Genomic DNA, 25,741 nt, shown 5'->3' with positions numbered 1-25,741 from the left:
CTCTGCTCCCTCCGTCGTTCCAAGTCTTTGTTCGGTTATTCCTCTATGCAGATTTGCCCCTTCGTCATGTCCTTCGCCGTAAGCGCCGTCAAGAAAACTACCAGAAGTACCAACCCAAAAAAAAGAGCCAAACCGAAGGTCTTCAACGCCGGATTTCCTGTCTTGTGAAAGAGTAGCACGGTGGCCAGATCCAGGGCCGCCAAGGGAAATGAGTAGGCCCACCAAGATAGGTAAAAGCGGATTTTCCGAAAGAGCTGCCATTGTGCGCAGACGACTAGAAACAGAAATAGAGCCAACGAGTAGAGTCCCATGGCGAAAAGATCGATCTCCCCTGTGAGTTTTACGTAAGAGATAAATCCGATCGCCGGAGGTGCCATTAATATGGAAAAAGTTGGCACCAACTTGTCCTGGATTGGTTCGTGAAAGATCAATCGATTCAGCAGTACGGCGAAGAGCAGCACCCAGAAAAAAAGCCCGACACAGAGGAAAAACCAATTCACGAAGACCGGAGCGTGTGCGGCGCCCGCCACAGGAACGACCAGATTTCCCAGGATCGGTATGAACCAGGACGGGTTGGCGTGATGTATCTTGAAATGGCTGTGTTGAAGCCAGATCGTCAACGTGTAGAGCGTCAATACAAGGTGTGCTACAGTGCCGATCGTCCAGAAATAACGTGAAAGTATCGGCATAGGCTCCATGGTAGCTATGGCAAGAAGCAGAAGACTCACCGAAAAAGTAGGCAGAAAGTGCATCCTGACCGGATGGTTTAGGTCCGCTCGGAAGGCCGAGAAATTGATCGCTATCTTGCTTGAGTAAGCTATAGCGATGATAGAGAAAACGACTAAAGCCACGTCAAGCAGGATCTTAGCCACGACAAGAGGTAGCCCCAGTATGGGGCCGACCTTCTGAAGTGCGATGAGACAGCCAGTCAGTCCCATGGAAACGGCAAAGAACGAGACTGGGAAGTTGCGGATTCGTGCTTTAAGAATACTATTCACTTGCTGTCTTCTCCCTGTATTCCTCGTTTTGATAGGCCAATACATGTTGGAGGCGTTCGAGGGTCTTTTCCGCCACCAGTTTCTGCCTCTTATAGTGTTTGATATGTCGTTCCAAGCTGGCCAAGCTTTCCAGGGTGTTCCCCTTCAGGTCGGCACAGGACTGTGCGTGCTGTATCGCCTCCTGTAGGTTTGCTTCTACCTCTCCGTCGGTCAGCTCGCTGTCATGGCGAATGCTTTCGGTGGGGCATACTTCATGACAGCTTCCGCAACGGATGCAGTTTTCCATATCTAGAACTGCCAGGTTTTCAGCTATAGAGATGGCTTCCGCGGGACAGTTATCTACACAGAGACCGCATCCGGTGCAGCGGTTTCGATCGATCCATGGCATTTTTATCATCCTTTCCGTTGAATGCACGGCTCAGGTTATACCCCCCGAGGGCATTTGTCAATCTTCCTAAACTATCTATGGGATATGTCGTAGCTTCTCGGAATTCGCGGAAAGGTCTTGAGATAATGAGCTGAAGGAGTTATAATAATCCGACGAATGGGGGTGGCGACCTGGGGTGCGATTATCCGGTATGCGTGATAGGCAACGCTAGGAGCGCCAGCGATAACCCGATTACCCATACTTACTCTCATTTCTTCATCACCTTCATCGCCGATCTCGATACGGGGGAGATACTCGACATGGAGGCCTCCTTTACCCTGTCCTTGACCAACAGGTTTTTGAGAGACCTGTTCCTAGGCAGATCTCTGGCGGCCGTGGACGAGGGGCTTCTCGAGGCGGTGAGGAAAAGATATCTGGGGTCATCTCAGAAGGCCATAGCCGTGGCCTACAGGGATGCGGTGAAGAAATTCGTAGCCGCGTTCAGGTAAAGCGAAAGACAACTAAATAGCTGCTTTGCCTGTCGGCCTGATCGGTGTTCCCGGTCAGCGAGGAAGGCGAAATCCAGCGGACATAGACCTCTAGCGAGGTCCGTGTCCGCTTTTTGTTTTAAACGAGATCGGAGGAGATGATCAGGTGAGGATAACCGGAGTTAAAACAGGGACCATATCGGTCCCCCTCAAAAAACCTTTTAAGACGGCGGTAAGGTCCGTCGATGCGGTCAGAGACGTCATAGTAGCGGTAGAGACCGATTCGGGTGTCGTCGGTTACGGCGAGGCCCCCCCGACGGGAGCCATAACGGGCGACACGACAGGAGCCATCCTTGGAGCCATCGACGACCATATAAGGCCGACTTTGCTGGGGCGCGACGGAGAGGACCTTGAGGGGAACTTAAAGGTTCTTCAGAGCTGCATGGTAGGCAACACCAGCGCCAAGGCAGCCCTCGACATTGCCCTTCACGATCTTTGGGCCCAGTCGATCGGTTCCCCTCTCTACAGGCTTTTCGGAGGTAGTAGAGAATCGATCGAGACCGACGTCACGGTTAGCGTAAACGAGCCGGACGAGATGGCCCAGGATGCCTTGAACGCCGTGGAGAGCGGCTACAAGGTGATCAAGATAAAGGTCGGGAAGGAGTCTTCCAAGGACTTCGACCGCCTCAAGGCAATAAGAGAGGCAATCGGACAGGACGTTGAAATAAGGATAGACGCCAACCAGGGTTGGACCCCGACCGAGGCGGTGAATATTCTCGATCGGATGGAGAAAGCCGGTTTCGGTCTGGAACTGGTGGAACAGCCGGTTAAAGCCAAAGACCTGGACGGGATGGCCTACGTCACTGCCCATACGTCCATCCCCGTCGTGGCCGACGAGAGCATATGGAGCGCCTCGGACGCCCTGGAGATCTTCCGTCGCAAGGCGGCGGACATGGTCAACATAAAGCTTATGAAGTGCGGTGGAATAGCCGAGGCCAGGCGGATAGTGGCTGTATCGGAGATATTCGGGGCCCAGGTCATGCTGGGAAGCATGCTGGAGGGGAAAATATGCGCCTCCGCGGCGGTGCATCTGGCGGCGGCTTATGGGGCGATAACGAGGATAGACATAGACGGTCCTCTGCTCTGTGCCTCCGATCCCATAGTGGGTGGGGCGGACTTCAAGGGACCGGATATCAGGGTGTCCGACGCTCCCGGTCTGGGAGTGATGTCCTTCGACGAAATAAAGTGGCATTGATACGGGCCTAGGCCCTATTTTAATCTAAGAGGAGGGAATTACGTGATCACCAACGGTTTTTCTTATCTGGCTTTTATCCTGTTTTTTGCGGGGCTAGTGGTTTTGGCGGAGCGGCATTCGAAGGGGAAATTTTTCGAGTACGTTCCTGCGGTCGTCCTTATCTATTTCGTGTGTATGCTTTTCTCCACCTTCGGTTTTTGGAGCAAGACGGACAGCGTCAACGCGGTTTACAAGGGAGTAAAGGGCAATCTGCTTCCTGCGATGATCTTCCTCATGCTCCTTCGTTGCGATTTGAGGAAGATCATGAAACTGGGGCCGAAGATGTTGCTAGGCTTTTTCGCCGCCTCCACAAGCATAGCTTTCGGTTTCGTCGTCATGTATCTGCTTTTCAAGAGCAACCTGCCCGCCGATAGCTGGAGAGCCTTTGCCGCCCTCTGCGGAAGCTGGATGGGTGGTACCGGCAACATGGTGGCCATCCAGGGAGCCTTGAGCATAGCCGACGCCGATATGGGCTACACGCTTCTTATCGACTCCATCGACTACTCGATCTGGGTCATGGTCCTTCTGGGCATGGTCCCCTACGCTATGAAGTTCAACAAGTGGACCAAATCTGACACTAGCGCCATCGATCAGGTGGGAGCCGAGCTCTCCAAGCATCACGAAAGTCTGCGCAAGGAGACCACCTTCAGCGACATGATCTTTCTCCTCGGCGCCGCTTTGGCCGTATCCGCCGTCTGTCACTGGGCTTCCGGTTTCCTTCCGAAATCGGCCTTCATGTCCGGTACCACCTGGACGGTGCTTCTGGCTACGGTGATAGGCGTGCTCTGCGCCATGACCCCCATGTACGGTCTTCCCGGTGCTTCTCAGATGGCCAACACCATGCTTTACATGATCGTCGGTCTCATCGCATCCAGGGCCAACTTTGCCGAGCTCACCGAGGCCCCCATGTATATACTCGCCGGATTCGTCATACTCGGCATTCATGCCATAACCTTGGCGATAATAGCCAAGCTCTTCAAGCTCGACCTGTTCACCTGCGGTGTGGCGAGTCTGGCCAACATCGGAGGGGTGGCCTCCGCTCCGATATTGGCCGCTGCCTACAGCGACGCCCTTGTCCCGATCGGAGTCCTCATGGCCATGATGGGCTACGTGGTAGGAACAGGCGGTGGACTTATTGTAGGAAAGATTTTGTCCATACTGTAGAAAACAACGACATCTCGATCTATAAAAGTCCCCGGTCGTCTCCTTTTGGAGAGGACCGGGGACTTTTTATATCGTAGGATCGGCGGATCATAATAATCTAAAGAATTTTCTTTGTTTATTTTTTGCCTTGGAATTCTTTCTTTTGAGGGTATACTTATAAGGCGAAATTTTTAAAATTCATTGGGGGGGATGGCTTATGACCGTTCGAGGACGTCTCTACACTCTCGCGGTTGGAGTGCTCTTGGCAGTGGTCGTGATGGGGGGGCTGTCTTTTTGGGGAGCCAGGCGGATATTGATGGATCAGCTTATAGAATCGGGGAGGAAAGAATCCACCTTCGGTCGGATCTCCATAGAGAACTGGATGCAGAGTCGAGGTCAGATGGTGAGGAACATCGCCTCCAACGTGGCCTATCTGTGGGAGGACTACGGGACCACCGAGGGGATCCTCATAGGCTACATGGAGACCTTGACGGAGAACAACCTGGAGGACGGTTATCTGGATATATACGTCGGTTTTCCCAATAGCCGTTTTTCCGACGGCACCGGCTGGATGCCTCCTTCCGGCTTCGATCCTACCGAAGAACCCTGGTATAGGAGAGCAGTCGAGACGGGGGGAACGATCTTTACCTCTCCGTTCGAGGACGTTAAGTCGGGAAAGAGGGTCATCACCGTGGCCTGTCCGGCGTACGACTCGGAGGGGGATCTGGTCGGAGTGGTAGGCGCCGATGTGGACGTCTCCGCTTTGGTCTCCATGGTGCTAGGGCAGAAGATAGGCAGCGCCGGAACCGGATATCTGGTGGATGGGGACGGAGTTCCCCTGGTTCACCCGGACGGAGAAGATGCGGACGAGGTCAATATGTTCGAGAGTCTTTCCTCCTCTCGGTCCGACGATGGAGGGGTCGCCTTTTTGAAAGACGGCGACGACAGGCTGATAGCCTTCCATATGCCTTTGTCCACCGGATGGCGTCTGATCTTCACCGTCTCGGAAGAAGTCCTGCTTAGGCCTCTTGGTGCCATGGCCCTGAGATCGGTGATGGTGGGGCTTCTGCTTATCACCATTCTTCTCGTCTTCGTTTTCCTGATGAATCGGGGGATACTCGGTCCGATGGAGAGGCTTAGAGACGTCTCGGTAAGGGCCGGCGAGGGAGATCTAACGGTAAGGGCTCACAGAGATGGAGCAGACGAGATCTCTCAGGTCTCGAACGCCATAGACGACATGATCTCCGGTCTAAGGGAGTTTTTCTCCAAGCTCAAGGAATACGGAGTTCGTCTGGACGATGGATCGGCTTCCCTCGGAGATACGGCGGGGAAAAACGAGGAGATCTCCAGGACTCTCGGTGAGAAGTCCGCCAGGATGACCGAGGAGGCAGGGGAAAGCGCCAGGGCCATAGAGGGCGTCAACGCCGGCATGGAGGAGATAGTCTCGGGAATCCAGGAAACAGCCAGGGCGTCCCAGGAGGTGTCGGAGAAGGCATCGGGGCTCAAGGAGGAGGCTCTCTCGGCTGAACGGGCCATATCCTCCGCCGCCGACAGGATAGGGGAGATGGCGTCGTCCTTCGAGGGCATCTCCGCCTCCGTGTCCGATCTCAGAGGTACGGCGGAGAAGATCGGCGATATAGTCGGCAGGATCTCGGGGATAGCGGATCAGACCAACCTGCTGGCCCTTAACGCGGCCATAGAGGCCGCCAGAGCCGGAGATGCAGGAAGGGGATTCGCCGTCGTGGCGGAAGAGGTTAGAAAGCTCGCGGAGGAAAGCAACCTTGCCGCGTCGGAGATCGGCGATTTGGCATCGGAGATGAAGGAGAAAACGGTCAACGCAGTGGAGGAGGCAGAGGGAGGCAAAGAGGTGGCAGGAGGCGGCATAGAAGAGAGCGATAAGATGAGGCGGAATATAACCTCGGTGCTCTCCGCCGTCGAGGAAATATCCGCCCAGATCCGTAACGTCGCAGCCACCACCGAGGAGCAGTCGGCCGGAACCAGGGAGATAGCCCTCTCGGTTGACAAGCTTACCGTCGGGATCTCCCGAAACAGAGAGGACGCCGCCTCGGTGGAGGAGGACATCAAGGTCCTCGCCGGTGGAGTCGAAAAGTTGGTAGATCTCTCCGAAGTTCTGGGAGAGCTCTCCCAGGCTATGAGGTCGGAGCTCGGCAAATACAGCATAGAGGCCCGGGATAAAAAAGCCCTGGCTCGGACGGAGTAATAACTTTTTTGCATCGATCGGCATGAGAATACGGCATTAGATGTGATGGCTTGCAGGGGATATACTGAAATTAGGAAGACAGACAATTCCCGGAAGGAGCTGGAGCATTTTGATTTCCCTGGTGGATAGGCCGGTATATCTTTTCAACGGCGATGTGCTTTGCGAGAGGTCGGAAAAGGTCGGGAAGGCAGAGATGGAGGGCCTCATGTCGAAGGCGGGGCTGACGCCTGATGCGAAAGCTCTGCCTACCGTGCCGGGAGTCGGGACCATGTCTTACGGCATCATCGATTCTCACGACACTAGCGGTGGAAAGGGCGGTCTGCGGCTTCGCTTCGACAAGCTGACCTCTCACGACATCACCTACGTGGGGGTGGTTCAGACCGCCATAGCCTGCGGACTGACCGAGTTTCCCGTTCCCTACGTTCTTACCAACTGCCACAACAGCCTGTGCGCCGTGGGGGGGACCATCAACGAGGACGATCACGTTTTCGGCCTCTCCGCTTGCAGAAAGTTCGGAGGCGAGTACGTCCCGGCCCACGTGGCGGTGATCCATCAGTACATGAGGGAGATGATGGCCGAGAGCGGGGCCATGATCCTAGGGACCGACAGCCACACCCGTTACGGAGCCCTCGGGACTCTAGCCGTAGGCGAAGGCGGGCCGGAGCTTGTCAAGCAGCTTTTAGGTCGGACCTACGACATGGCCCGGCCAGGCGTGGTGTGTATATATCTGAAAGGCGCTCCCAGGCCGGGAGTGGGACCTCAGGACGTCGCCCTTGCCATCATAGGAGCGGTCTTCGAGAACGGCTTCGTAAAGAACAAGGCCATGGAGTTCGTCGGGCCCGGCATCGGTTCTCTGAGCGTCGATTTTAGGCTGGGTATCGACGTCATGACCACCGAGACCGCCTGTTGGAGCTCCATCTGGCGTACCGACGAGGCCATAAAGGAGTTCTACTGCCTCCATGGTCGTCCCGAAGCCTATAAAAGGATCGATCCGGACGACGTGGCCCTCTACGACGGAGCCGTGGTGGTGGATCTGGACAAGGTGGAACCGATGATAGCCCTGCCTTATCACCCGAGCAACGCCGTCACCATAAGAGAGTTCGTCGAGAACCCCGTGGATATGATAGAGGCCGTCGAGACGGAGACCGCCAGGGTGATGGAGAACAGCTCGCTGAGGTTGGGGCTCGTGGATAAGCTTGTGGACGGTCGTTTCACCGTGGATCAGGGGATCATCGCGGGGTGCTCCGGAGGAACCTTCGAGAACGTCGTCGCCGCCTCTCAGATACTGGACGGGGCCGACACCGGGGCCGGTAAGTTCTCTCTGAGCGTCTACCCGGCCAGCCAGCCGGTAAACATGGAGCTGGTGGCGAACGGTTCCATCGGAAAGCTCATGGCCGCCGGTGCCATAGTGAAGACAGCCTTTTGCGGACCCTGTTTCGGAGCGGGAGATACGCCATGTCACAGAGGCTTCAGCGTTCGTCACACGACCAGAAACTTCCCTAACCGTGAGGGATCCAAACCCGGAGATGGGCAGCTCTCCGCCGTCGCCCTGATGGATGCCCGATCCATAGCCGCCACGGCGGCAAACGGCGGAGTCCTGACCCCCGGAACGGCGTTTGCCGACAGGTTGACTCCAGTTCCCTATCGTTTCGACGGCGAGGTCTACGACAAAAGGGTATATCGCGGCGTGGGCAGGCCCCACCCCGAGGAAGAATTGGTCTACGGTCCCAACATCAAACCCTGGCCGGAGATATCGCCTCTTCCAGAGGATCAGCTGCTTTTGATGGCTGCCGTTATAGACGATCCCGTCACGACAACCGACGAGCTGATACCGTCCGGCGAGACGTCGTCGCTTCGTTCCAACCCGATGAAGCTGGCCGAGTTCACCCTATCCAGAAAGGAGCCCCGTTTCGTAGGCCGGGCCAAGGTGGCTCAGGCCCTGGAGGATTGCCGCAAAAAGTCTGTCTCTGACGGAACTTCCCTGTCCGACGATCTTGCCGAGATACTATCTCTGGTGGGAGAGCATGTCGATGTCGGAAGGATCGGTATCGGGTCGGCGGTTTTCGCGGTTAAGCCCGGCGACGGTTCCGCCAGGGAACAGGCGGCTTCGTCCCAGAAGATGCTGGGAGGTCAGGCCAACGTGGCGGTGGAGTACGCCACCAAACGGTATCGCAGCAACCTCATAAACTGGGGCATGGTCCCCTACGTGGTCGAGCCTGAGGAACAGGGCAAATTCCGTGCGGAGGACTGGCTTTACGTGCCGGGAATACGAAAGGCCATGAAAGAGGGTGCTACCGAGATTCAGGCGTTTCTCCTAGGGGATCACGACAGAGTGCCCGTGATTTTAAAACTGACGGCTTTGGAGAAGGAGGACAGGGATATAATCCTGTCCGGATGTCTGATGAACTACTACAGAGACTGTTCGGATAGATAGTAGCCTACCGGGCGAGGTGGCGTTTAAACGTTACCTCGCCTTTGACGAATTCCACGAAGGCCGCCAGGGCCTTGAGCCCTACGGCGTTCTTTCGGCAATACAATCTGGTGTCTCTCCGGAGCGGATTTCCGTCGGGGAACACCAGCCTCTCTCCGTGGAGTTCCGTCGCCTCCTCCAGGCAGAGAGCGGAAAGTATCGCATATCCCAGCCCTTTCCTGACCATCTGTAGGCATATATCGACGGTGTCCACCTCCATGGAAACGGTGGGAGGGACGGAGTAGAGACTCTGCCACCAGTTTCTTATGTCGGTCTCCAGCGGTCCGTCGGTGCGGTTGTGGATTCTCGGCATTTCCGGCAGTCTGTCCATGTCCAGCGGTTCGGAGCTTACGACGTAATAGAGGCCGTCGTCGTCCATTGGATAGCTGAGCTCCGGCCACTTGAAATCTCCCCTGGCGATTACCAGTTGAGCCTCGTCGGACAACAGCATGTCGTAAACCCTCTGGCTGTGGCCGGTTCGAACCTTTACCTCCACGTCGGGGTACTTGCCGCAGAAGGACTTCAGCAGATCCGGAAGCCTGTATTTGGCGAAGATATTGGCGCATCCTATGCGGAGCGTCCCTCTGACTCCGTAGTCGTCGCCGTCCAAGGAGTCCTTGAGGTCTCTCAGATCTTTCAGTGACTTTCTGGCGTAGTCCACCAATCTCTCTCCCTGAGGGGTCAGATCCACCCCCCTGCCTCTTCTGATCAGGATGCGACAGCCGAACTCCCTCTCCATATGCTGTATTCTCCTGGTCACGGCGGGTTGAGACATATACAGTCTCTTCGCCGCCTGGGTGATGTTTCTCTCCTTCCATAGCGACTCTATAAGAAGCCAGTCCTTTTCGTCCATCTTCGTGCCTCCTGAATTTGCCTGTGTCTACCTCTAAAAACTCAGGTTCGAGGGCTAGCGTTTTTAGAGACTCCCTTACTGGAGTCCTCTATATAGGGTATCCGTTCCGCGTTTTTCTCTTTTCCAGGTGCTAGAATGTATTGGTTTAAGGAGGAGAGAACATGAGCCTTACCAAGGGAAAGGTCGCGATTGCGGCGATGTCGTTTGTTTTCGTCTTTATTTCTTCCATACTTTCTCCGGCCTTCGGAGCCCATTATCGTTTCGGTGTCTTCCCAGGGTCGGATCCTGCAAAAATAGAAAAAGCCATGGGCTATCTTGCGGATTGCATGAACCGCGTAGGAGACGACGATATATCGATAGTAGTGACGAGAGACTACGGTGAGCTCCTGAGCCGAATGCTGGAGGGATCCCTCGACTTTGCCTTCATCAACACCGTAAATTATGTCGAGCTTAAAAGCAAGATGCCCGGTGTCAGGTATATGGTAACACTTATGAAGAGGACGGATGCGAAGAATATCGCTGAAGGCTACTACTATTCCTACATCGTATCCTTGAGGAATCGAGGTTTTTCTTCCGTTCAGGATCTGAAGGACGGAAGTTTCGCCTTCGTGGACAGGAGTTCCAGCTCGGGATACGTCTATCCCCGATATACTTTGGACAAGATGGGAATCGTCCCCGACGATTTTTTTAAGAAAGTATATTATCTGAGCCGTCACGATAGGGTCGTGAAAGCCCTGTTGGCCGGATCCGTAGACGGTGGAGCTATCTCGGACGGCATGTACTCTAAGGCGGTGGAGATGTACGGCGATATGTTTTCCGTGCTGGCAGTGTCGGATCCCATCCCTTTGGATTTAATGGTAGCCTCGGACAGGGTGCCTGAGACTAAGGTGGAGGAATATGTAAGGGCCCTGCTTCGATTATCGTCGAATTCGGATTTCCGTATCGAGATGGAGGCGCTTTTCGGTTGGTATGTAGAGGGTTTCTGCGTTCTTGACGATTCCGTTTACGATAAGGCCCGAGAGGTTCTGGACTTTGAAGGTTAAAAGGCGATCCTTAAAAAGGGATGTGCTGGTAATCGTGATGATTTCCTTCGGTTTTTTGAGCCTGATGTACGGGGTCATGTTGAAGCAAGTCGTGGACGACTATCAAACGGCGAGGGCGAATGAGCGGGGTCGAATTTTCGATACGGCGACCGATAGACTTCAGGCTACTTTGGATAACCTCGTTATATTGAGCACAAACCTATCTCTCCCTAAGGATGTTTCAAAAGCCGTGACCTCGATGAACAACGAATTTCTCTCCGACTGGGGAAAGGCATTCTGCAAGACAGTTAGCTCCGTATTCTTTATCGATATAGACGGGGTCGTCATAGCCAGGGCTCCCGATGAATATCGTTTCGGAGATTCCGTGAGCTCTGAGCCGTTTTTCGACGAGGTCCTAAAAAAAGGGTCATACTCCGGAATAACGACAGTGGACGGACGAGACAGCTTTCTGTCCTGTAGTCCCATACGTAAATACGACGATTTAGTCGTGGGTTTTGTGGCGGTATCTCAAACGATAACCCCTTCCCTTCTGGAGAGCCTTTTACCGGTCGGGCATATGACTCTGACTTTTCAAGGAAGACGGGGCTTTTCTGAAAGACGGAGGGAGCTCTCTCCTTCTGGAAGATATCGATCTATAATCGTCGACGATGGTGTGTTTGACCTCTATTTTCTCTCTGACGATAGCGAAAGGGAGCTTCTAAAGCTTCAAAGGAATCTGATCATAACTTTCACGATAGTTACGATCTCTACGATGTCTTCGTTGATCTTTTTTCTTCGTAGACGATTTGAGCCTTATTCAAAGTTAGTGCAGGGATTGGTCGATTATTCGGATAAACGGATCGATCTGGACGGTCTTCTCGACGTGACCTCCGGTGCCGTTTCCAACGGAGTAGAGGAGATCAGGCACATAGCTGAAGCCTTGACCGATATGATAAAGGTTTTGAAGAACAGGGTAGACGATATCCAAAGCTACAGCGGACAGCTCGAAAATCTGGCGAATTGCGACTCTTTAACGGGGCTTTGGAACCGTAGAAAGATGGATCAGGTCTTGATGGCCGAGACGGAAAACGCCAGGGTTAACGGCACGCCTCTGTCGGTGGTTATGCTGGACGTGGATTATTTTAAGGAGGTAAACGACACTTACGGTCACGAAATGGGAGATGCCGTCCTGAACTACATCTCCACACTGATGAAAGGCTGTCTTCGAAAGTGTGATTCGGCGGGAAGATGGGGCGGAGAGGAGTTTTTGGTCGTTCTTCCCGGACTCGACTCTCAGAGGGCATGGGAATATGCCGATAAGATGAGGTCGACGATGGAGAACCATACCTTTAGAGACGGAATGAAAATAACCTCAAGCTTCGGAGTAACTCTGTATCGTCCGGGTGAGCCGATCAACGAGTTTGTGGCCAGAGCGGACGATGCCCTTTATGATGCTAAAAGAAAGGGAAGAGACAGAGTAGAGGCTCGTTGATCCGCCGTATTTATCGATCAGGCTGATTACGGTTATTTTCCACTGAAACCCTTCCTGGTGTTAGAATGATGGAAAAGTTTATCCTCTAAATCTAAAGGGGGCATGGACGTGAAGACAATAGATGCTTTCTTTTTCACTAACGACGTCCATGGGGTGGCGAACCTTGATCTCTAGGAGCAGATCCTCTCTGAGGAACGGCATCTTGACCATCGTCATGGCCTCTTTCGCCGTCTTAAGCCTGATCTACGGCGTTTTGCTGGAGTTGGCGATAGATGACTATAGAGAATCCAGGATAGCCGATCATGACAGATATACTGCCATAGTGCGCAGGAATCTGACCTATGAGCTCGATCACCTTATGGAATTATCCACCAATCTGTCTCGTCCCAGAGATATCGTGGAGTCCATCGAGAGATTGGACAACGAGGTGTTGTCCGATTGGGGCAAGGCTTTCACTAAGACCGTAGGTTCCGTGGTCTTCACCGACCTGGACGGGGTCGTCATCGCCAGGGCTCCCGATGAATTCAGATTTGCCGATTCGCTTTCCTCCGAGATCTACTTCGAGGAGGCAGGGAATAAGGGCGTTTTCTTAGGGATAGCTCCGGTGGACGGCAAGGATAGCTTCGTAGCCTGTCGTCCCGTGCTCAAGTACGACGACGTCCCGGTAGGCTATCTGATCGTGTCCAAAACCATAACCTCCTCATTTCTGGAAGCGCTGCTCCCGCAGGGTAACATGAAACTGACCTTCTCCGACGAGATGGATTCCGATCTATCCCGTGAAGTTAGCACCTCCTTGGAGGCCCGCCGTATCGTAGAGGTCGGAGGGGGCTTCTTCTCCCTCGACTTTTTGCCCAGCTCCGAATACAGGGAGCTGCTGCGGCTTCAGAACAGCCTGATATTCGCCTTTTTGGCCGTCACGGGAGGAACCGTCTTTTTCCTTCTGTACTTCCTTAGAAGGCGATTCGAGCCCTATACCAGAATGGTAGATGCCTTGGTGGATTATTCGGAGAGAAAGACCGACCTGGATGGACTGCTGGACGCGGTGTCAAAAATCTCCTCGGGGGTGTCCGACGAGATTTCCTACATATGCGAGGCGCTGAAGGACATGATACTGGTGCTGAAGGACAAGATGAAAAACATCCAGTCCTACAGCACCAAATTGGAGTACCTGGCCAACAGGGATTCCCTCACGGGACTCTGGAACCGCAGGAAGATGGACCAGATTCTTCTGTCCGAGACGGAGAGATCAAGCCGTTACAGTGCGTCCCTCTCCGTCGTCATGGTGGATATCGACCACTTTAAAAGCGTCAACGACAACTTCGGACATGAGGTGGGGGATACTGTGTTGAGCTCCATCGCGGCTCTGATGAAGGACTGCACCCGTGCAGGCGACTCTGTCGGAAGGTGGGGCGGGGAGGAGTTTTTGGTGGTCCTGCCGGAGACCGACGTCAAAGGCGCCCTGGAGTACGCCGAGAGGATGAGGAGTGCCGTGGAGTGCAACGTATTTGACGAGGATGTAAGGGTAACCTCCAGCTTCGGGGTTACCCAGTATAGGATCGGTGAGCCGGTAAACGAGTTCGTGGCCAGGGCGGACGAAGCCCTCTACGAAGCAAAGGGAAACGGCAGAAACAGAGTCGAAATGCGCTGAAGTCGCTTCAGCTCAGTATGAGGCGTATCGCAGCGACGAAGGTCAGCGTAGTCACGACCGTTATGAAGAGATTCTGATTGATCCTTCCCACCAATCTCAGACCCGACCAGACCCCTAGGGTGACGAAAGGCGCGGCGATAAGATCAGCCTTAAGGGTGTTCGGGTTTACGATCCCTATGGACCAGTAGAACGGGACTTTCAGGACGTTGGCCACTAAAAAGAACCAGACGCTTGCGGCGATGAAACGTCGTTTAGGCAAACCGGACATTATCATGTGGAGCGATATGATCGGTCCCGCCACGTTGGCCAGGGCCGTCGCCGTTCCGGCGGCGAGCCCGAAAATAAACCTTAGAGACGGGCTCATCCCCCCGGAGGTGGATCCCTCCTTTTTCCGCCGTGACGACAGAATCCTCAGCCCCAGCATGGACAGAACCACCCAGCCTATGACGGATCGAAACAGCTCCCCATCTATCCTCTCCATCAAAAGGCATCCCAGGCCGATTCCTACAACCGCCCCCGCCAGAAGGGTGAGGATCAGTCTCCTTTCCTTGGCGGCCTCGAACCTGTAGCTCGGGGCGGAGACGATATCCGCCGCTATCAGAATGGGCAGAGACAGCCCGACCGACAGTTTGGCCGGGAAGGCCGATGCCATGAGCGGGACCATGAGGATGGCCGTCCCGGGCAGAGCCGACTTGGAAAGCCCCGCTATCAGTCCCGACAGGGCGAGCGCCAATATCTGAAAGCTGTCTAAATGCAAAGGACGCACCTCCCGTTTAACGTCCTTAAAGTATAAAACAGAAATGCCGTTAGGTGCGCCCCGGAGATTTTTTTAGTCCGTCACGTCTATGGTCCGTATCCTACAGGCGTCGGCGGGAGTCTGGGCCACGCAGCCCCCTCCGAACCACCGGATCCCCCGAGCTCTGAGGGTCTCGAGGTGATCTCCGTATCTTCCCGATCCCATCTCCACGGTATCTCCCGATATGGCCCCTATATCCTCCATGGACGACGAGAGCCGTCCGCACAGAAACCCGCTCCACGGTCCGTCCAATCGGTCCATATCCCTCAACAGCCTGGTCAGAGCGGGGGAGACCAGCTTTTCGAACCGTTTCGGGCCTAGAAGGTCGGGGGTGGCGGAGGGCTCCGCCAGGGAGATTATCGAGACATCCCGTCTCGCCGCCTCCTTTGCACAGGCGAGAGAGTAGGCCGAGATCCTCTCCAGAACGGTCTCTATTCTGCCGGGGTCTTTTCTGGCGGTTCGGAACAGGGCCTTTGGATCCAGCAGCCCCATCAGGGTGGAGAAGGGCCCGGAGACCTTCAATATTACGGGGAATCCCTTTCCCCTCAGAATGGACACCGCCTTCATGACCTCACCCATCCTGCCGGAGTCAGGCGACGGGATCTCCTTCGGGATCATGTCGGGGTCGTCCCATGGACACTTGGGTACGAGGGGGGTGGTCCTGTGGTCCCCCATCCTGACCTGCGCCCCGAAGGCCTCGGCCTCCACGGTGGAACAGAAAGGCACGGAACAGTAGACGTCCCCTTCTTCCCGCATCAGTTCCTCCGCCACCTGGGCCATGAGCTCCCCGTCGCGGTGTACCTGGGGGAAGGGATAACGAGCGCCTATGGCGTCCGGCATGGCACCGTTCTTCGACACAGGGCAGCCCTTCATCTCGACACCTCGAACTGGAGACATCTGGAGAAGAGGCGGTCGTAACTCTCCAACACGGACAGCTCGACGTAGTCCACCATGTCGGAAAGCATCTCTGCGTCGTCTCTGGCTTTCCTGGAAAGCAGGCACATGGCGGCTCCGGCTCCGGAGGTGTTGCCGCAATAGGTTATTCGGTCCTTTAGCTCCATCGGAATGAGCCCCGACCCCGTCAGGCTGTCGACGCTCAGATGACGTCCGAACTGTCCAGCCACCAGTACCTGATCTATGTCGGCCATGGTCAGGTCGTTGGCCTCCAGAAGGGATATGAATCCGGAGAGAATGGCTCCTCTAGCCAGCTGAACCTGTCTCAGGTCGCCCTGGGTCACGGTGAGCCTAGGATCCCTCTCTCTCAGGACCAACGCCCTTTTCCCGTTTTCCTCTGCGATCATGGGCCCCGGTTTCAGTCTCCCCGTCTTGCCCACCATCTCGAGACGGACCACCTCGGATAACACGTCCAGTATGGCGCTGCCGCATAGCCCTCTGGGCGTTCCTCCGCCTATGACTCCCAGCTCGGCGAAGGATTCGTTCAGGCGAACCGACTCCACCGCTCCGTCCGATGCCCTCATGCCGCAGCTTATGTTCATCCCTTCCAGAGCGGGCCCGGCGGCGCAAGAACAGGCGCTGAGCCTGCCTCGGTCGGACAGGACGATCTCACCGTTCGTGCCTATGTCTATGAAGAGCCTGATGCCCCGGTCTTCCATCAGCTCGGTAGCCACCATTCCCGCCACTATATCGGAACCAATGTAGGCCGAAACTCCGGGCAGGACGTAGGCCCTGGCTCCCGGAGCCAGTTCTACCCCAAGGTCTACCGAGGGTACGGTCATCCCCCTTCGAAGAACAGGGCTGAAAGGAGCCCTGCCCAATGACCAGGGATGGACCCCCAGCAGCAGAGAGGTCATGGTGGCGTTGCTGCCGATCGCCATCTCGTATATTCTTTTCCTGGAGGTCCCTTTATCGAAACAGACTTTGTCCACGAGGCGGTCCAGGCAAGAGATTATGGCGTCATGGAGGTCCTCCAGACCGGTAGGAAAGGTCTCGCATCTCTCTATTCGGGAGATCACGTCCAGGCCGAAGTCCTTCTGGGGGTTTATCTCGCTGGCGGATCCGACGGTCTCCCCGGTCTTCAAGGATATCAACGATACGACCACCGTCGTGGTACCTACATCCACCGCCAGTCCGTAAAGCTCGGGGTCTCTCTCCGGTATCAGGTCTATCAGGCTGTCTTTGTGGAAGACCGCGGTTACTTCCTTCGATCTGAACGCCTGGGGAATCCTCCTGACCAGAGACGCGTCCGGTTTAAGCGGCCCTGCGACCGATTCGAGATGGTCCAGAAGGGACATTCCGTCTCTTATCTCCGGTCTCGGTATCGAGATAGGTACGGCGCCTATGGCGGGGCATATCCGGAAATCCGGGCGGTTCCCGTCCGTGAGGATGGCCGAACCCTTTTCCTCCTGATCGGACAGGGACACAGCGACGTCGCCGACCGGGCGGCACAGGCAGGACAGTCGGACTCCCTCTGCGATGTCCTCCGACGAGAGAAAGGCCCTCTCCTCGTCCGTCACGGGGCCTCCGTCTCCTTTCAGGGTGACCCGGCATTTTCCGCAGATTCCCTTGCCTCCGCAGGGAGCCTCTGTCTTGACTCCGCCTTCTCGCAATATCTCCAACAGGGTAGGCCCCGGAGAGAACTCCAGGACCTTGCCTCCATCGATGGTAATTCTCGACGTCATGAAGACTTCCTTTCCTTTGCGCTATCCACCAGAGTCCGTACCTGGCTCAGAGCCGTTCCCGCCCCGATGCCGCAGGCGGGGGACAGTATGTCGATTCCATGGTCCATGCACACCTTCGCCATCCGTTTCAGATGTTCGGGAGAGGCAGTCTCTATGGCAAGGGTGCTCACGTTTCCCATAAGGGATTTAGTGCTCAACCTGAGGGCCAATTCTTTGGCGGAGGTTATGGAATCGAAACTGATGCAGTCGCTCCTTATGTCGTCCAGAAGATGGGCCACCCCGCCTAGACGTCCGCATATATGTACTATGGTGCCCTTCACGGAGGGGGATAGTCGGTCCAGTATGCCGTTGAGGGCGGGGATCGCCCATCTTTCGAATGCCTTAGGTCCTAGGATCTCTCCCGTTCCGCTTGGGTCCGATATGGTGAGGACGTCCGCTCCCGCCTCGATCTGGGCCATCCCGAATCGAACGAGCTGTTCCACCACGAAATCCATCAGAATCTGGACTTTCTCCGGGCTCTTTTTCATATCCTTATAGAAAAGCGAGGGATCCACGAGCGATGTGGCGAGGCTTATCGGACCGGTTAGGTTGGCTATTACCGGTATGTCGCCGTTTCTTTTTTTCAGGAGGGAAATCGCCCGACATACCTGGGCCGTACGGCCGGAGGATAGGTCCATCTCCTTCAGGCTGCCCATGTCGCCGGAGTTCGACATGACGTATCCGGTGACCCTTGGTTCGTGGATCCTGTCTCCCATCGATACGGGCGCTCCCATGGCTTCGGCCTCTACGGTCATGCAGAATGGAACCCCGTAGTTCTCGAACCCCCCGTTTTCCGGCTGTCCCGCCGCCAGCTCGGCCATGGCCTCTCCGTCGATATGGGCCTCGGGCCAGGTCCTGTTCGTCAGGTCCATAACGTCCTCTACGATCATGTTCATCATCCCGCCCGGACATATGCAGGGAGGGCGGTCCACCGGCTCCCTCTTCAGAGCGTCGATCAGCCTTTTCAGCTCCGTCATCTCAGTCGTCATACCTGTCGATCGCCAGAGCCTTCTCCTGCTTTTCCTCGGTTATGGGCCATCCGAGCTCCCTGGTTGCGTCCATCATGGCGTCGATATTCCTTATCGGCGTCTCCACCGGAAGACCGCATCCGGACATTAGGGCGAATCCCTTGGGCGATCGATAGGCGTCTCGGATGTCGGACAGGCAGGCCTTTCGAACCTCTTCCCTGGTTCCGGCGAACATAACCGACGAGGGGTCCACCTTGCCCATTATCTTCATCCTGTCTCCCACCTTGGATACGCAATCCGGCAGGGGAACCACGTTGTCTATGCTGAGGGCGTTCAGACCCATGTCGGCCAGATCCTCCCAGATTCCGTCGGTCTTGCCGCAGATGTGCATCGATGTGCCCATGCCCTTGTCCTTGATGTGGTTCAGCAGTTTTCCTACCGCCGGGGCGGCGTAGCGCCTGAAGTGTTTGGGGCTGACGACGGTGCAGGATGAGAGGGGCTCTGCTATGGATATGCCCATGCCCCTGGAGGCGGCGGCGTCCACGTAGCGCAGTGTGCTTTCCAACGAGACCTGACATAGCCTGTCCACCGACTGGGGATCTCGCACCATCAGCCTCGTCATTTTCTCTACGCCTATCAGAAAGAAGGCGGTGGTGAAGGGGCCGACCACCAAGGCGGTGCAGGGGACCTCGGAGCTTATCTCGTCCACCACCATCTCCATCGCTTTCAGGTGGACCGGGATTCTACAGGCCTTCTCCGGATCTATTGGCTCCAGCTCGTCTATCCTGGAGACGTCGTCTATGGCGGGCTCCAGTAGGTCCGCCGTGTCGTCGTCGGGGAACTTGATCTTGGCTCCCATCGCCTCGGCGACGGTGAAGAGGTCGGTGAATACCTTGGCTCCGTCGCCTCCGAATCTCCTGTGGGTGGCGATGACGGCGTCGGCCAGGGCTCTCGGGTCGTGGTTGAACTCGGATATTCTGCATCCCGATATGCGGGCGATCCCGTTGGAGAGGTTGGGGTTGCACTGTAACCGGTCCACCGGCTGTCCCGTCGACATAGCCTTGGCACGTTCCAGCGGGGTCATTAAATCCTTAAACTGCGGCATGGGACATAGTCTCCAGCTTCGTCGTCACCAGCTCCCTGGCCAGTCTGGCTCCGGCGGATGCCTCCGGCTCGTAGCCGTCGGCACCTATCTTCTGGGCGAAGCTCCTGGAGATAGGGCCTCCTCCTACCATGACGATAGTCTTATCCCTTATGCCCTCCGCCTTGAGCAGGTCTATGACAATCGGCATGTTGGGCATGGTGGTTGTCATCAAGGTGGACATCCCTACCAGATGAGCTCCCACCTCGATGGCCTTGTCGACGAACTCCTTGGGGGGAACGTCCCTTCCCAGGTCGTAGACCTCGAATCCTACGGTCTCCAGCATCACCTTGAAAAGATTCTTCCCTATGTCGTGGGTGTCGCCCTCGACCACCCCGACCACCGCCTTGTAGGTCTCGGACGAATCGTCCCTGCGAAGGTGGGGCTTAAGCACGTCCAGACCGGCGTACATGGCGTCGGAGCACAGCAGCAGTTCCGGTATGTAGTACTCCTCCTCTTCGTACAGCCTTCCCGCCTCGTCCATACCTACGGAAAGTCCCGAGGAGATGCCGTCGTAGGCGTCGAACCCCGCTTCGACGTAACTTTTGGATAGCTCCGCCGACGTCTCCTCGTCCATGTCGACCACCGATCTGGCCAGTTCTTTAAGCATATTTTCTTTCTCCATCTTGTAGTTCCTCCCCTTGTAACTATTAAGCATAAAAATTATGCCCAATGGCAGTATACACGTGGAGGATTTACGCGACAAGATCGAAACATTTATGCTATCGAGTTTTCAATATATTGTTCGCAAGAGTTCCCGTGGGGACAAGTTTATCTCTCATAAATAAACCGATCGATTTCAGTATTTCATCTACCAGCTCTGCCGGATCGAGCCCTACGGAGGCGGTCAGAGCTCCCTCCTCTATGGCGGAAAGGGCCTCCGGTATGAGGTCTACGCCGCCTACGGGAATTTCGACGCCCTTTTCGGCGGCGGTCTCTATGGCCCCCAGAGCCATAAGGTCGTTGGCGCAGAATATGGCTCCGGGTTTTAGGGGAATCAGCTTTTTCATCGCCCTTCTGCCGCCCTCTCTGGTGAAGTCGCTCCATTCCACGTCGAGGACCGTTAGGCTTCTTTGCCTTGCCGCCTTTACGGCCCCCTCGATCCTCATCCTGCTCTGCCTGGTGTCGATGGGGCCGCCGATGCAGCCCAGAGGACCGTCGCAGTTTCCCAGTATGGCCTCCGTGCACATTCGGCCCTGTTCCTCGAAGTCGGCCGCCTGTAACGGTATATAACCGGATATGCCGGCTACCATCTCTTGGTCGCACTTGGGGCCTACGTCGAAGACGGGAAATTTTCTGGACGATGACTCAAGCGGGGGCAGGAGGTTTTCCGCCGTCAGGGGGTTTATTATCATGCCGTCGTAGTCCGCCGTCAGGTGTCTTTCCATGAGTTCGGCCTGACATAGACCGTCTCTCGGATCCTCGGGAAAGAGAAAGTCTCCATAAAAACCATGTACCGGGAGGAATTCCCGGTACATGCGTATCGTCTCCAACCAGAACGGGTTGTCCTGATCACAGAAAAGAATAGCTATTTTGCGGAGTTCCATCGATCATTTCCACCCCTGGAATTGCCCGATGTTCTCTCCGTTCACCAGGGTTATCGGAACGGACAGTTTTTCCGGAAGGTCCTCGTCCTTCTTGATCAGCTTCAGAGTGTAGACGAGAGCTCCTCTGGTCCATGCGGCCTGGGAGAATGTGGTCGATCCGGCCAACCTGCCGCTTTTTATTGCCTCTGCCGCCTCAGGGATGAAGTCCGTTCCGTATACCGTCACGTCCTTTATTCCCGCTACCTCGAGGGCGTCCACCGCGGCAAGAGCCATCACGTCGTTGGCGCAATATATTCCCTTGAGTTTGGGATGGGCTTTCACGAGGTTTGTCGTTATGTCGTAGGCCCTGTTTCTGTCCCAATTGCCGGCTTCCACCGCGACCAGTTTGAGTCCGGTTTTTTCGAAGCCCTCGGACGCTCCCTCTCTCCGGGCTTTGCTCTGTCCGGCTCCGGGGATCCCCTCTATTATGGCGACCTCCGATCCGGAGGGCAGCTTTTTACCCATGTCCTCGGCGCAGAGTCGACCCTGGTCTTTGAACGTGGCGGTTATCCATCCGTCCATTACGGCACCGGCCTGCTTTAAACCATCTCTGCTTACCTCGGGGCCGGAACATACGACCGGGATGCCTTTTTCGTCGGCCTTTACTATGCCCGGTATAAGATTGAACGGGTCCATCGGGGTAACTATGATTCCGTCGTATTTCTTGGCCACCATGGCCTCCAGGGTGTTGAGCTGAGACTTGAGGTCTTTTTCGGTCGGAGCCGCCATAACCTCCACCGATATCCCCATCTCCTTTGCCCACTCGCCGTAGCGTTCTTTCATGGTAACCCAATAAGGGTTGGACAGGGTTATCACCAGAACCCCTATGCGTTCCTGGCCGGTTATGTCGGGCAACGACCCCAGCTGATCCTCGATTGTCGCTATCGATTTGGACACCATCGGGTTCGGTTCGCCTGCGAAAGAGGTTGTCGCCATGGCGCAACACAGCGTCGCCGCACATAAGAACTTCGCTATCTTCATTTTCAAATCACCCTCCGCTATCTATTGTTTCGTCCTCGTCGATCGCTCCGAAAGAACTACCGAGATGAGGACGATGGCACCTACGGAAAATCCCTGATAGTAGGACGAGACTCCGAGCATGGTGAGGCCGTTCTTTACCAGCGCCAGCAGAATCCCCGCCAGAACGGTACCTGTCAGGCTGGTTTTGCCGCCCTGTATGGCCGTTCCTCCGAGCACCGCCGTGGCTATGGCGTCCATCTCCATCATCGCCCCCGCCAGAGGTTCCGCGCTGTTGAGACGCGAGGTAATAAGCACGGCAGCTATGGCGGCGCAGCATCCGCAAAGGCAGTATAGGCCGGTCTTCCAGCGCTTTACCCTGATTCCGCATCGTCTGAGGGCCTCCTCGTTGTTGCCCAGTCCGATGGTGTATATCCCGAATCGAGTGAACGAGAAGAAGAACCACAGAGCCAGAAATAACAGGGTGCAGACTATAACCGACACAGGGAGGCCTATGATCCGGCCTCTGCCTATAAACGTGAAAGACGGCGGGAAGCCGTAAACCGGCGTTCCCTGCGTGATTATCAGTGCCAGACCGGACATCAGAGACATAGAGGCCAAGGTCGCTATGAAGGGATTGATCCTCAGAAAAACGACGATACCCGCGTTCCATAGGCCCGCGATCGTCCCCGCCGCCAGGGCGGCCAGGCATACCGTGGACGTCGGTAGCCCTGCTTTCAGCGCGGGGGCTATCATCACCCCTATCAGCGCCACTGCGGAGCCTACCGAGAGGTCTATCCCTCCTGATGCGATCAAAAGGGACATCCCCAGGCCTACGACTATGTTGAGAGTGCTTTGATCCAGCACGTTCCTGATGTTGTCCCAGTTCATGAAGTAAGGCGACGACAGGGCGAAGATCAAACAGGAGATCGAGATGACTCCAGCCAACCGCAGCGGTCTAGTGCTTTTCACGAGATGGCTCCGGAGATCCATCCCGCAAGGGATAGGGGGTCGAGTTCGCCGACGGGAATACAGGCTATGGTTCTTCCGTTGCGCATGATAACAACTTCGTCGGCGGTCTCCAGGACCTGTTCCATATCGTGGCTTATGTAGAGTATCGCCTGTCCGTCCTTCCGTAACTTCTTCACGGCATCGACGATGTGGGATCTTTCCACTATTCCCATGGCAGACGTCGGCTCGTCCAGTATCAATATATCTCCTCCCTGGGCGATCGCCCGGGCCAGGGCTACCGCCTGTCTCTGGCCTCCGGAGAGATCGGAGACGGGGGTAGCGACGGAAGGAAGGTCTATGGCGAATCGTTTAAGCAGCTCGATCGAACGCCTTCTCATAACCTTTCGATCGACGATGCCCCATCTCGAGGGTTCCATCCCGAGCCATATGTTCGACGCTACGTCCAACACGTCCACAAGGGCCAAATCCTGATAGACTGTGGCTATCCCCCTACGACGAGCTTCGGCCAGGGTAAGAGAAGGGGTCGCTTCGCCCCTAAGGGATATATAGCCGTAATCAGGCCGCAGCGCTCCGGTTATGCATTTGATCAGAGTGGTCTTTCCCGCTCCGTTGTTTCCCACCAACGCAGTTATCTTTCCCCTCTCGAGGGTCAGATCTCCCTCTACGAGGGCGTCTACGGGGCCGAAACTTTTCTTTAAAGAACGGACGGTCAGGACGATGTCGTTATATCGCATCTCGGCCTCCTTTGGAGATAAAAATTATAACATACGAGAATATGTCTATCGGCAAAACAGCAAGATTCTACAAGAAAATCCTTTACGACGGTGGTAATTTAGACGAGAGGCTGCGAGAGGGGTATGCCCCTAGCGGAGGTAGCCTGTTCCGCCGGATTCAGCGATCAAAGCCATTTAACCAACTGTTTCAAGAAGATATTGGGAATAACGCCGAAACGTTACTTTATGTCTTTCGGGTAAATACGGTTTTTCAACGTAGACGATCATGGAGGTGTAGCCGCTTGAATGGAAAGAAGCTCGTCCTGTTGCTGAACGAAAACCTCCCTTCGGGAGTGATGGCCAACACAGCGGCCATTTTGGGCGTATCTCTAGGGCGGAGGTTCCCACTCATTATCGCTAGGACTAAAGCCGCAATTGTTGCTCCCAACGAAATAAAAGTGCTCCCGCGGTATTCTATCAAGGAAGATGAAGTATGATGTAGAGAAAGGAACGTGGTTAACATGCATTAAGAATCTTGTTGGGTATGCAATAACAAAAATTTTTGGCGGCAAAATGTGAGCGTATATACGTACCAGTCAGCTTTGCTTAGCGTCCCTCGTGGGTGTCCTGGATTGGTTAGAGGCAGAAGAGGAATCCGGGAAAGGAAAAGCCCCTGCTACCAGACAGGGGCACTGAATCAGAATATCCTCGCTTAGAGGTTCAAGGTCAGGAAGATGTTATCCATCTCCTCTTTGGTTATGCCGATGTACCTTAGTGTGACCGAAGGAGCAGAGTGATTGAGGAGATTCTGAATCATGGACAGGTTATGACCGCTTTTGTAGGCATGATAGGCAAAGGTCTTCCGCAGAATGTGAGTGCCGATGGTATTCTTGATCCTTACTGTTCGTGCTGTACTGTTGAGGATGCGGTAGGCCTGTTCTTTTCCGACAGCCTTGGAACTCTTCCTATAGGGAAGAAGCATGGACGATCCATCAAGGTGCTCATTGATGGCTTCTCTTGTTAACGGTCCAATCGGGAAGTCTTTGGTCTTCCCGGTCGGTCTTGGACTTCTTCAGGGTGATATGGCCCCGAACAGCGCCCTTGTCTGTGGTCACGTTCTTAACCGTTAAGGCGAGGAGGCCAGAGATTCGAAGGGCAGATTTAATGCCGAGGTCGAAGAGCGCGTAGTCCCTCAGACGGCCGTTCTTGAGTACCTTCTTCATAGCCTCAACCTCGTGCTTGTCTTTGATGGGGTGGACGAAGTCCATAGTGGGATGGCTTCCTTGGGGTGATCTCATGAATGTCTTTCGTTAATTTTCACAATAGAGCGAAGTGCGTTTAAAGTCAACGCTGGAAATAGGATAGAGCAAAAGACTGGGCTGAAGCCGTGGTATCATTGGCCCATGAAGATTTATGTAAATGTAACGAATTTTAGTTGAAGCGCATTGGGGGCAGGTCAATTTCATAACATTAAAAAAGGAGTTGAAAGTAATGCCGCAGTTCTATTTTCCTTGTCAATTTCTCGGCCTTAAAGAGGGAGAAGAAGTCCATCATGAAGGGTTCGGAATTACCGGACGAAAACTTAGGTTTGAGATATTTGATGCGGCATATATGGCCAATCACCATAAGCTAGAAACATGTTATCAAAATATGGAAGTATTCTTTGAGCGTGTCTTTTCAGAAATATACACAACGAACTGTGAGACTGATACAGATGCAAAGGATAGCATAGAAATATTGAGGGCAGGGCTTATAATGAATGGTTCAATTAATTTCCCCATCCCCTATGTTTCGAATGTGAGCATGCATAGCTATTGTTTGATAAACACAAGGACAAGTATGGTGGACCCCATTGTCAAGACCATTTTTTAGCCTAGATTAGTTTAGGTCAGACTGCTATAGGTCTTCCTTTCCGAAGTAGATCTCCTGCGGTG

General features: G+C 54.9%; 26 protein-coding genes. 11 read left to right on the top strand and 15 right to left on the bottom strand.

Annotated features, from left to right (window positions below; genetic code table 11):
• Positions 1–35 precede the first annotated feature (35 nt).
• Both L2W58_RS11235 and L2W58_RS11230 read right to left on the bottom strand, forming a co-directional pair.
• Positions 36–998: an SLAC1 anion channel family protein gene (locus L2W58_RS11235; protein ID WP_236103436.1), complete on the bottom strand. Its 963-nt coding sequence runs from the start codon at positions 996–998 to the stop codon at positions 36–38.
• On the bottom strand, positions 991–1,386 hold the full coding sequence (locus L2W58_RS11230; protein ID WP_236103435.1) for a 4Fe-4S binding protein: 396 nt from the start codon (positions 1,384–1,386) through the stop codon (positions 991–993). The genes L2W58_RS11235 and L2W58_RS11230 overlap by 8 nt, the downstream gene beginning before the upstream one ends.
• A gap of 194 nt (positions 1,387–1,580) precedes the next feature.
• On the opposite strand from L2W58_RS11230, the gene L2W58_RS11225 reads away from it, so the two are divergent.
• From L2W58_RS11225 to L2W58_RS11205, 5 genes are all read left to right on the top strand, one after another.
• Complete coding sequence (locus L2W58_RS11225) at positions 1,581–1,874, top strand: DUF3870 domain-containing protein (protein ID WP_236103434.1); 294 nt, start codon at positions 1,581–1,583, stop codon at positions 1,872–1,874.
• A gap of 145 nt (positions 1,875–2,019) precedes the next feature.
• Positions 2,020–3,108, top strand: coding sequence for a dipeptide epimerase (locus L2W58_RS13180; RefSeq protein ID WP_236103433.1), 1,089 nt, complete (start codon positions 2,020–2,022; stop codon positions 3,106–3,108).
• Positions 3,109–3,150: 42 nt separating this feature from the next.
• Entirely contained in the window at positions 3,151–4,311 is a 1,161-nt protein-coding gene (locus tag L2W58_RS11215) for a DUF819 family protein (RefSeq protein WP_236103432.1), read from the top strand.
• A 196-nt stretch (positions 4,312–4,507) separates the two neighbouring features.
• Positions 4,508–6,511, top strand: a complete 2,004-nt coding sequence (locus tag L2W58_RS11210; RefSeq protein ID WP_236103431.1) for a methyl-accepting chemotaxis protein — start codon at positions 4,508–4,510, stop codon at positions 6,509–6,511.
• Positions 6,512–6,620: 109 nt separating this feature from the next.
• Complete coding sequence (locus tag L2W58_RS11205) at positions 6,621–8,945, top strand: hydratase (RefSeq protein ID WP_236103430.1); 2,325 nt, start codon at positions 6,621–6,623, stop codon at positions 8,943–8,945.
• A gap of 4 nt (positions 8,946–8,949) precedes the next feature.
• On the opposite strand, the gene L2W58_RS11200 is transcribed toward L2W58_RS11205, so the two are convergent.
• Positions 8,950–9,834 (bottom strand): LysR family transcriptional regulator, encoded by an 885-nt coding sequence (locus L2W58_RS11200; protein ID WP_236103429.1) that lies wholly within the window; start codon positions 9,832–9,834, stop codon positions 8,950–8,952.
• Between the two features lie 161 nt (positions 9,835–9,995).
• Here L2W58_RS11200 and L2W58_RS11195 point away from each other — a divergent pair, with 161 nt between their 5' ends.
• The 3 genes from L2W58_RS11195 to L2W58_RS11185 all read left to right on the top strand — a co-directional run bounded on the left by L2W58_RS11195 (position 9,996) and on the right by L2W58_RS11185 (position 13,996).
• Positions 9,996–10,877, top strand: a complete 882-nt coding sequence (locus tag L2W58_RS11195; protein ID WP_236103428.1) for a phosphate/phosphite/phosphonate ABC transporter substrate-binding protein — start codon at positions 9,996–9,998, stop codon at positions 10,875–10,877.
• 22 nt (positions 10,878–10,899) lie between these two features.
• Positions 10,900–12,348: a GGDEF domain-containing protein gene (locus L2W58_RS11190; RefSeq protein WP_236103427.1), complete on the top strand. Its 1,449-nt coding sequence runs from the start codon at positions 10,900–10,902 to the stop codon at positions 12,346–12,348.
• Positions 12,349–12,511: 163 nt separating this feature from the next.
• Positions 12,512–13,996, top strand: a complete 1,485-nt coding sequence (locus L2W58_RS11185) for a sensor domain-containing diguanylate cyclase (protein WP_236103426.1) — start codon at positions 12,512–12,514, stop codon at positions 13,994–13,996.
• 7 nt (positions 13,997–14,003) lie between these two features.
• Here the strand turns inward: L2W58_RS11185 and L2W58_RS11180 are convergent, their stop codons facing one another.
• The 10 genes from L2W58_RS11180 to L2W58_RS11135 all read right to left on the bottom strand — a co-directional run bounded on the left by L2W58_RS11180 (position 14,004) and on the right by L2W58_RS11135 (position 23,828).
• Positions 14,004–14,753 (bottom strand): sulfite exporter TauE/SafE family protein, encoded by a 750-nt coding sequence (locus tag L2W58_RS11180; protein ID WP_236103425.1) that lies wholly within the window; start codon positions 14,751–14,753, stop codon positions 14,004–14,006.
• A 72-nt stretch (positions 14,754–14,825) separates the two neighbouring features.
• On the bottom strand, positions 14,826–15,665 hold the full coding sequence (locus L2W58_RS11175) for a uroporphyrinogen decarboxylase family protein (protein WP_236103424.1): 840 nt from the start codon (positions 15,663–15,665) through the stop codon (positions 14,826–14,828).
• A complete protein-coding gene (locus tag L2W58_RS11170; protein WP_236103423.1) occupies positions 15,662–17,431 on the bottom strand; it encodes an ASKHA domain-containing protein in 1,770 nt (589 codons plus the stop codon). Before L2W58_RS11170 ends, L2W58_RS11175 begins: the two co-directional genes overlap by 4 nt.
• Positions 17,428–18,459: a uroporphyrinogen decarboxylase family protein gene (locus L2W58_RS11165; RefSeq protein ID WP_236103422.1), complete on the bottom strand. Its 1,032-nt coding sequence runs from the start codon at positions 18,457–18,459 to the stop codon at positions 17,428–17,430. Before L2W58_RS11165 ends, L2W58_RS11170 begins: the two co-directional genes overlap by 4 nt.
• Positions 18,449–19,543 carry a uroporphyrinogen decarboxylase family protein gene (locus tag L2W58_RS11160; protein WP_236103421.1) on the bottom strand — a complete coding sequence of 365 codons (1,095 nt, stop codon included), beginning with the start codon at positions 19,541–19,543 and terminating at the stop codon, positions 18,449–18,451. The genes L2W58_RS11165 and L2W58_RS11160 overlap by 11 nt, the downstream gene beginning before the upstream one ends.
• Positions 19,530–20,204, bottom strand: coding sequence for a corrinoid protein (locus L2W58_RS11155; protein ID WP_236103420.1), 675 nt, complete (start codon positions 20,202–20,204; stop codon positions 19,530–19,532). The genes L2W58_RS11160 and L2W58_RS11155 overlap by 14 nt, the downstream gene beginning before the upstream one ends.
• A 97-nt stretch (positions 20,205–20,301) precedes the next feature.
• Positions 20,302–21,126 (bottom strand): substrate-binding domain-containing protein, encoded by an 825-nt coding sequence (locus tag L2W58_RS11150; protein WP_236103419.1) that lies wholly within the window; start codon positions 21,124–21,126, stop codon positions 20,302–20,304.
• 3 nt (positions 21,127–21,129) lie between these two features.
• Positions 21,130–22,146, bottom strand: coding sequence for a sugar ABC transporter substrate-binding protein (locus L2W58_RS11145; RefSeq protein ID WP_236103418.1), 1,017 nt, complete (start codon positions 22,144–22,146; stop codon positions 21,130–21,132).
• A gap of 21 nt (positions 22,147–22,167) precedes the next feature.
• Positions 22,168–23,070, bottom strand: a complete 903-nt coding sequence (locus L2W58_RS11140) for an ABC transporter permease (protein WP_236103417.1) — start codon at positions 23,068–23,070, stop codon at positions 22,168–22,170.
• Positions 23,071–23,090: 20 nt separating this feature from the next.
• On the bottom strand, positions 23,091–23,828 hold the full coding sequence (locus tag L2W58_RS11135) for an ATP-binding cassette domain-containing protein (protein ID WP_236103416.1): 738 nt from the start codon (positions 23,826–23,828) through the stop codon (positions 23,091–23,093).
• Between the two features lie 123 nt (positions 23,829–23,951).
• On the opposite strand from L2W58_RS11135, the gene L2W58_RS11130 reads away from it, so the two are divergent.
• Positions 23,952–24,068 (top strand): helix-turn-helix domain-containing protein, encoded by a 117-nt coding sequence (locus L2W58_RS11130; protein WP_236103415.1) that lies wholly within the window; start codon positions 23,952–23,954, stop codon positions 24,066–24,068.
• Between the two features lie 41 nt (positions 24,069–24,109).
• Positions 24,110–24,304, top strand: a complete 195-nt coding sequence (locus L2W58_RS11125; protein ID WP_236103414.1) for a DUF2000 family protein — start codon at positions 24,110–24,112, stop codon at positions 24,302–24,304.
• Between the two features lie 215 nt (positions 24,305–24,519).
• Here L2W58_RS11125 and L2W58_RS13105 read toward each other — a convergent pair whose 3' ends face one another.
• Together L2W58_RS13105 and L2W58_RS13100 are read right to left on the bottom strand one after the other, a co-directional pair.
• Positions 24,520–24,789, bottom strand: a complete 270-nt coding sequence (locus tag L2W58_RS13105) for a tyrosine-type recombinase/integrase (protein ID WP_255700525.1) — start codon at positions 24,787–24,789, stop codon at positions 24,520–24,522.
• 19 nt (positions 24,790–24,808) lie between these two features.
• The gene (locus L2W58_RS13100; RefSeq protein WP_255700524.1) at positions 24,809–25,075 is read right to left on the bottom strand and encodes a site-specific integrase; all 267 of its coding nucleotides are present in this window, start codon (positions 25,073–25,075) and stop codon (positions 24,809–24,811) included.
• A 223-nt stretch (positions 25,076–25,298) separates the two neighbouring features.
• On the opposite strand from L2W58_RS13100, the gene L2W58_RS11115 reads away from it, so the two are divergent.
• Positions 25,299–25,679: a hypothetical protein gene (locus L2W58_RS11115; protein ID WP_236103413.1), complete on the top strand. Its 381-nt coding sequence runs from the start codon at positions 25,299–25,301 to the stop codon at positions 25,677–25,679.
• Positions 25,680–25,741: the final 62 nt, after the last annotated feature.

This window comes from Dethiosulfovibrio faecalis, from assembly GCF_021568795.1.
Taxonomy (GTDB): Bacteria; Synergistota; Synergistia; order Synergistales; family Dethiosulfovibrionaceae; genus Dethiosulfovibrio; species Dethiosulfovibrio faecalis.
Note: the sequence above shows the minus strand (reverse complement) of the source record. Positions and strands in the feature narration are given on the sequence as shown.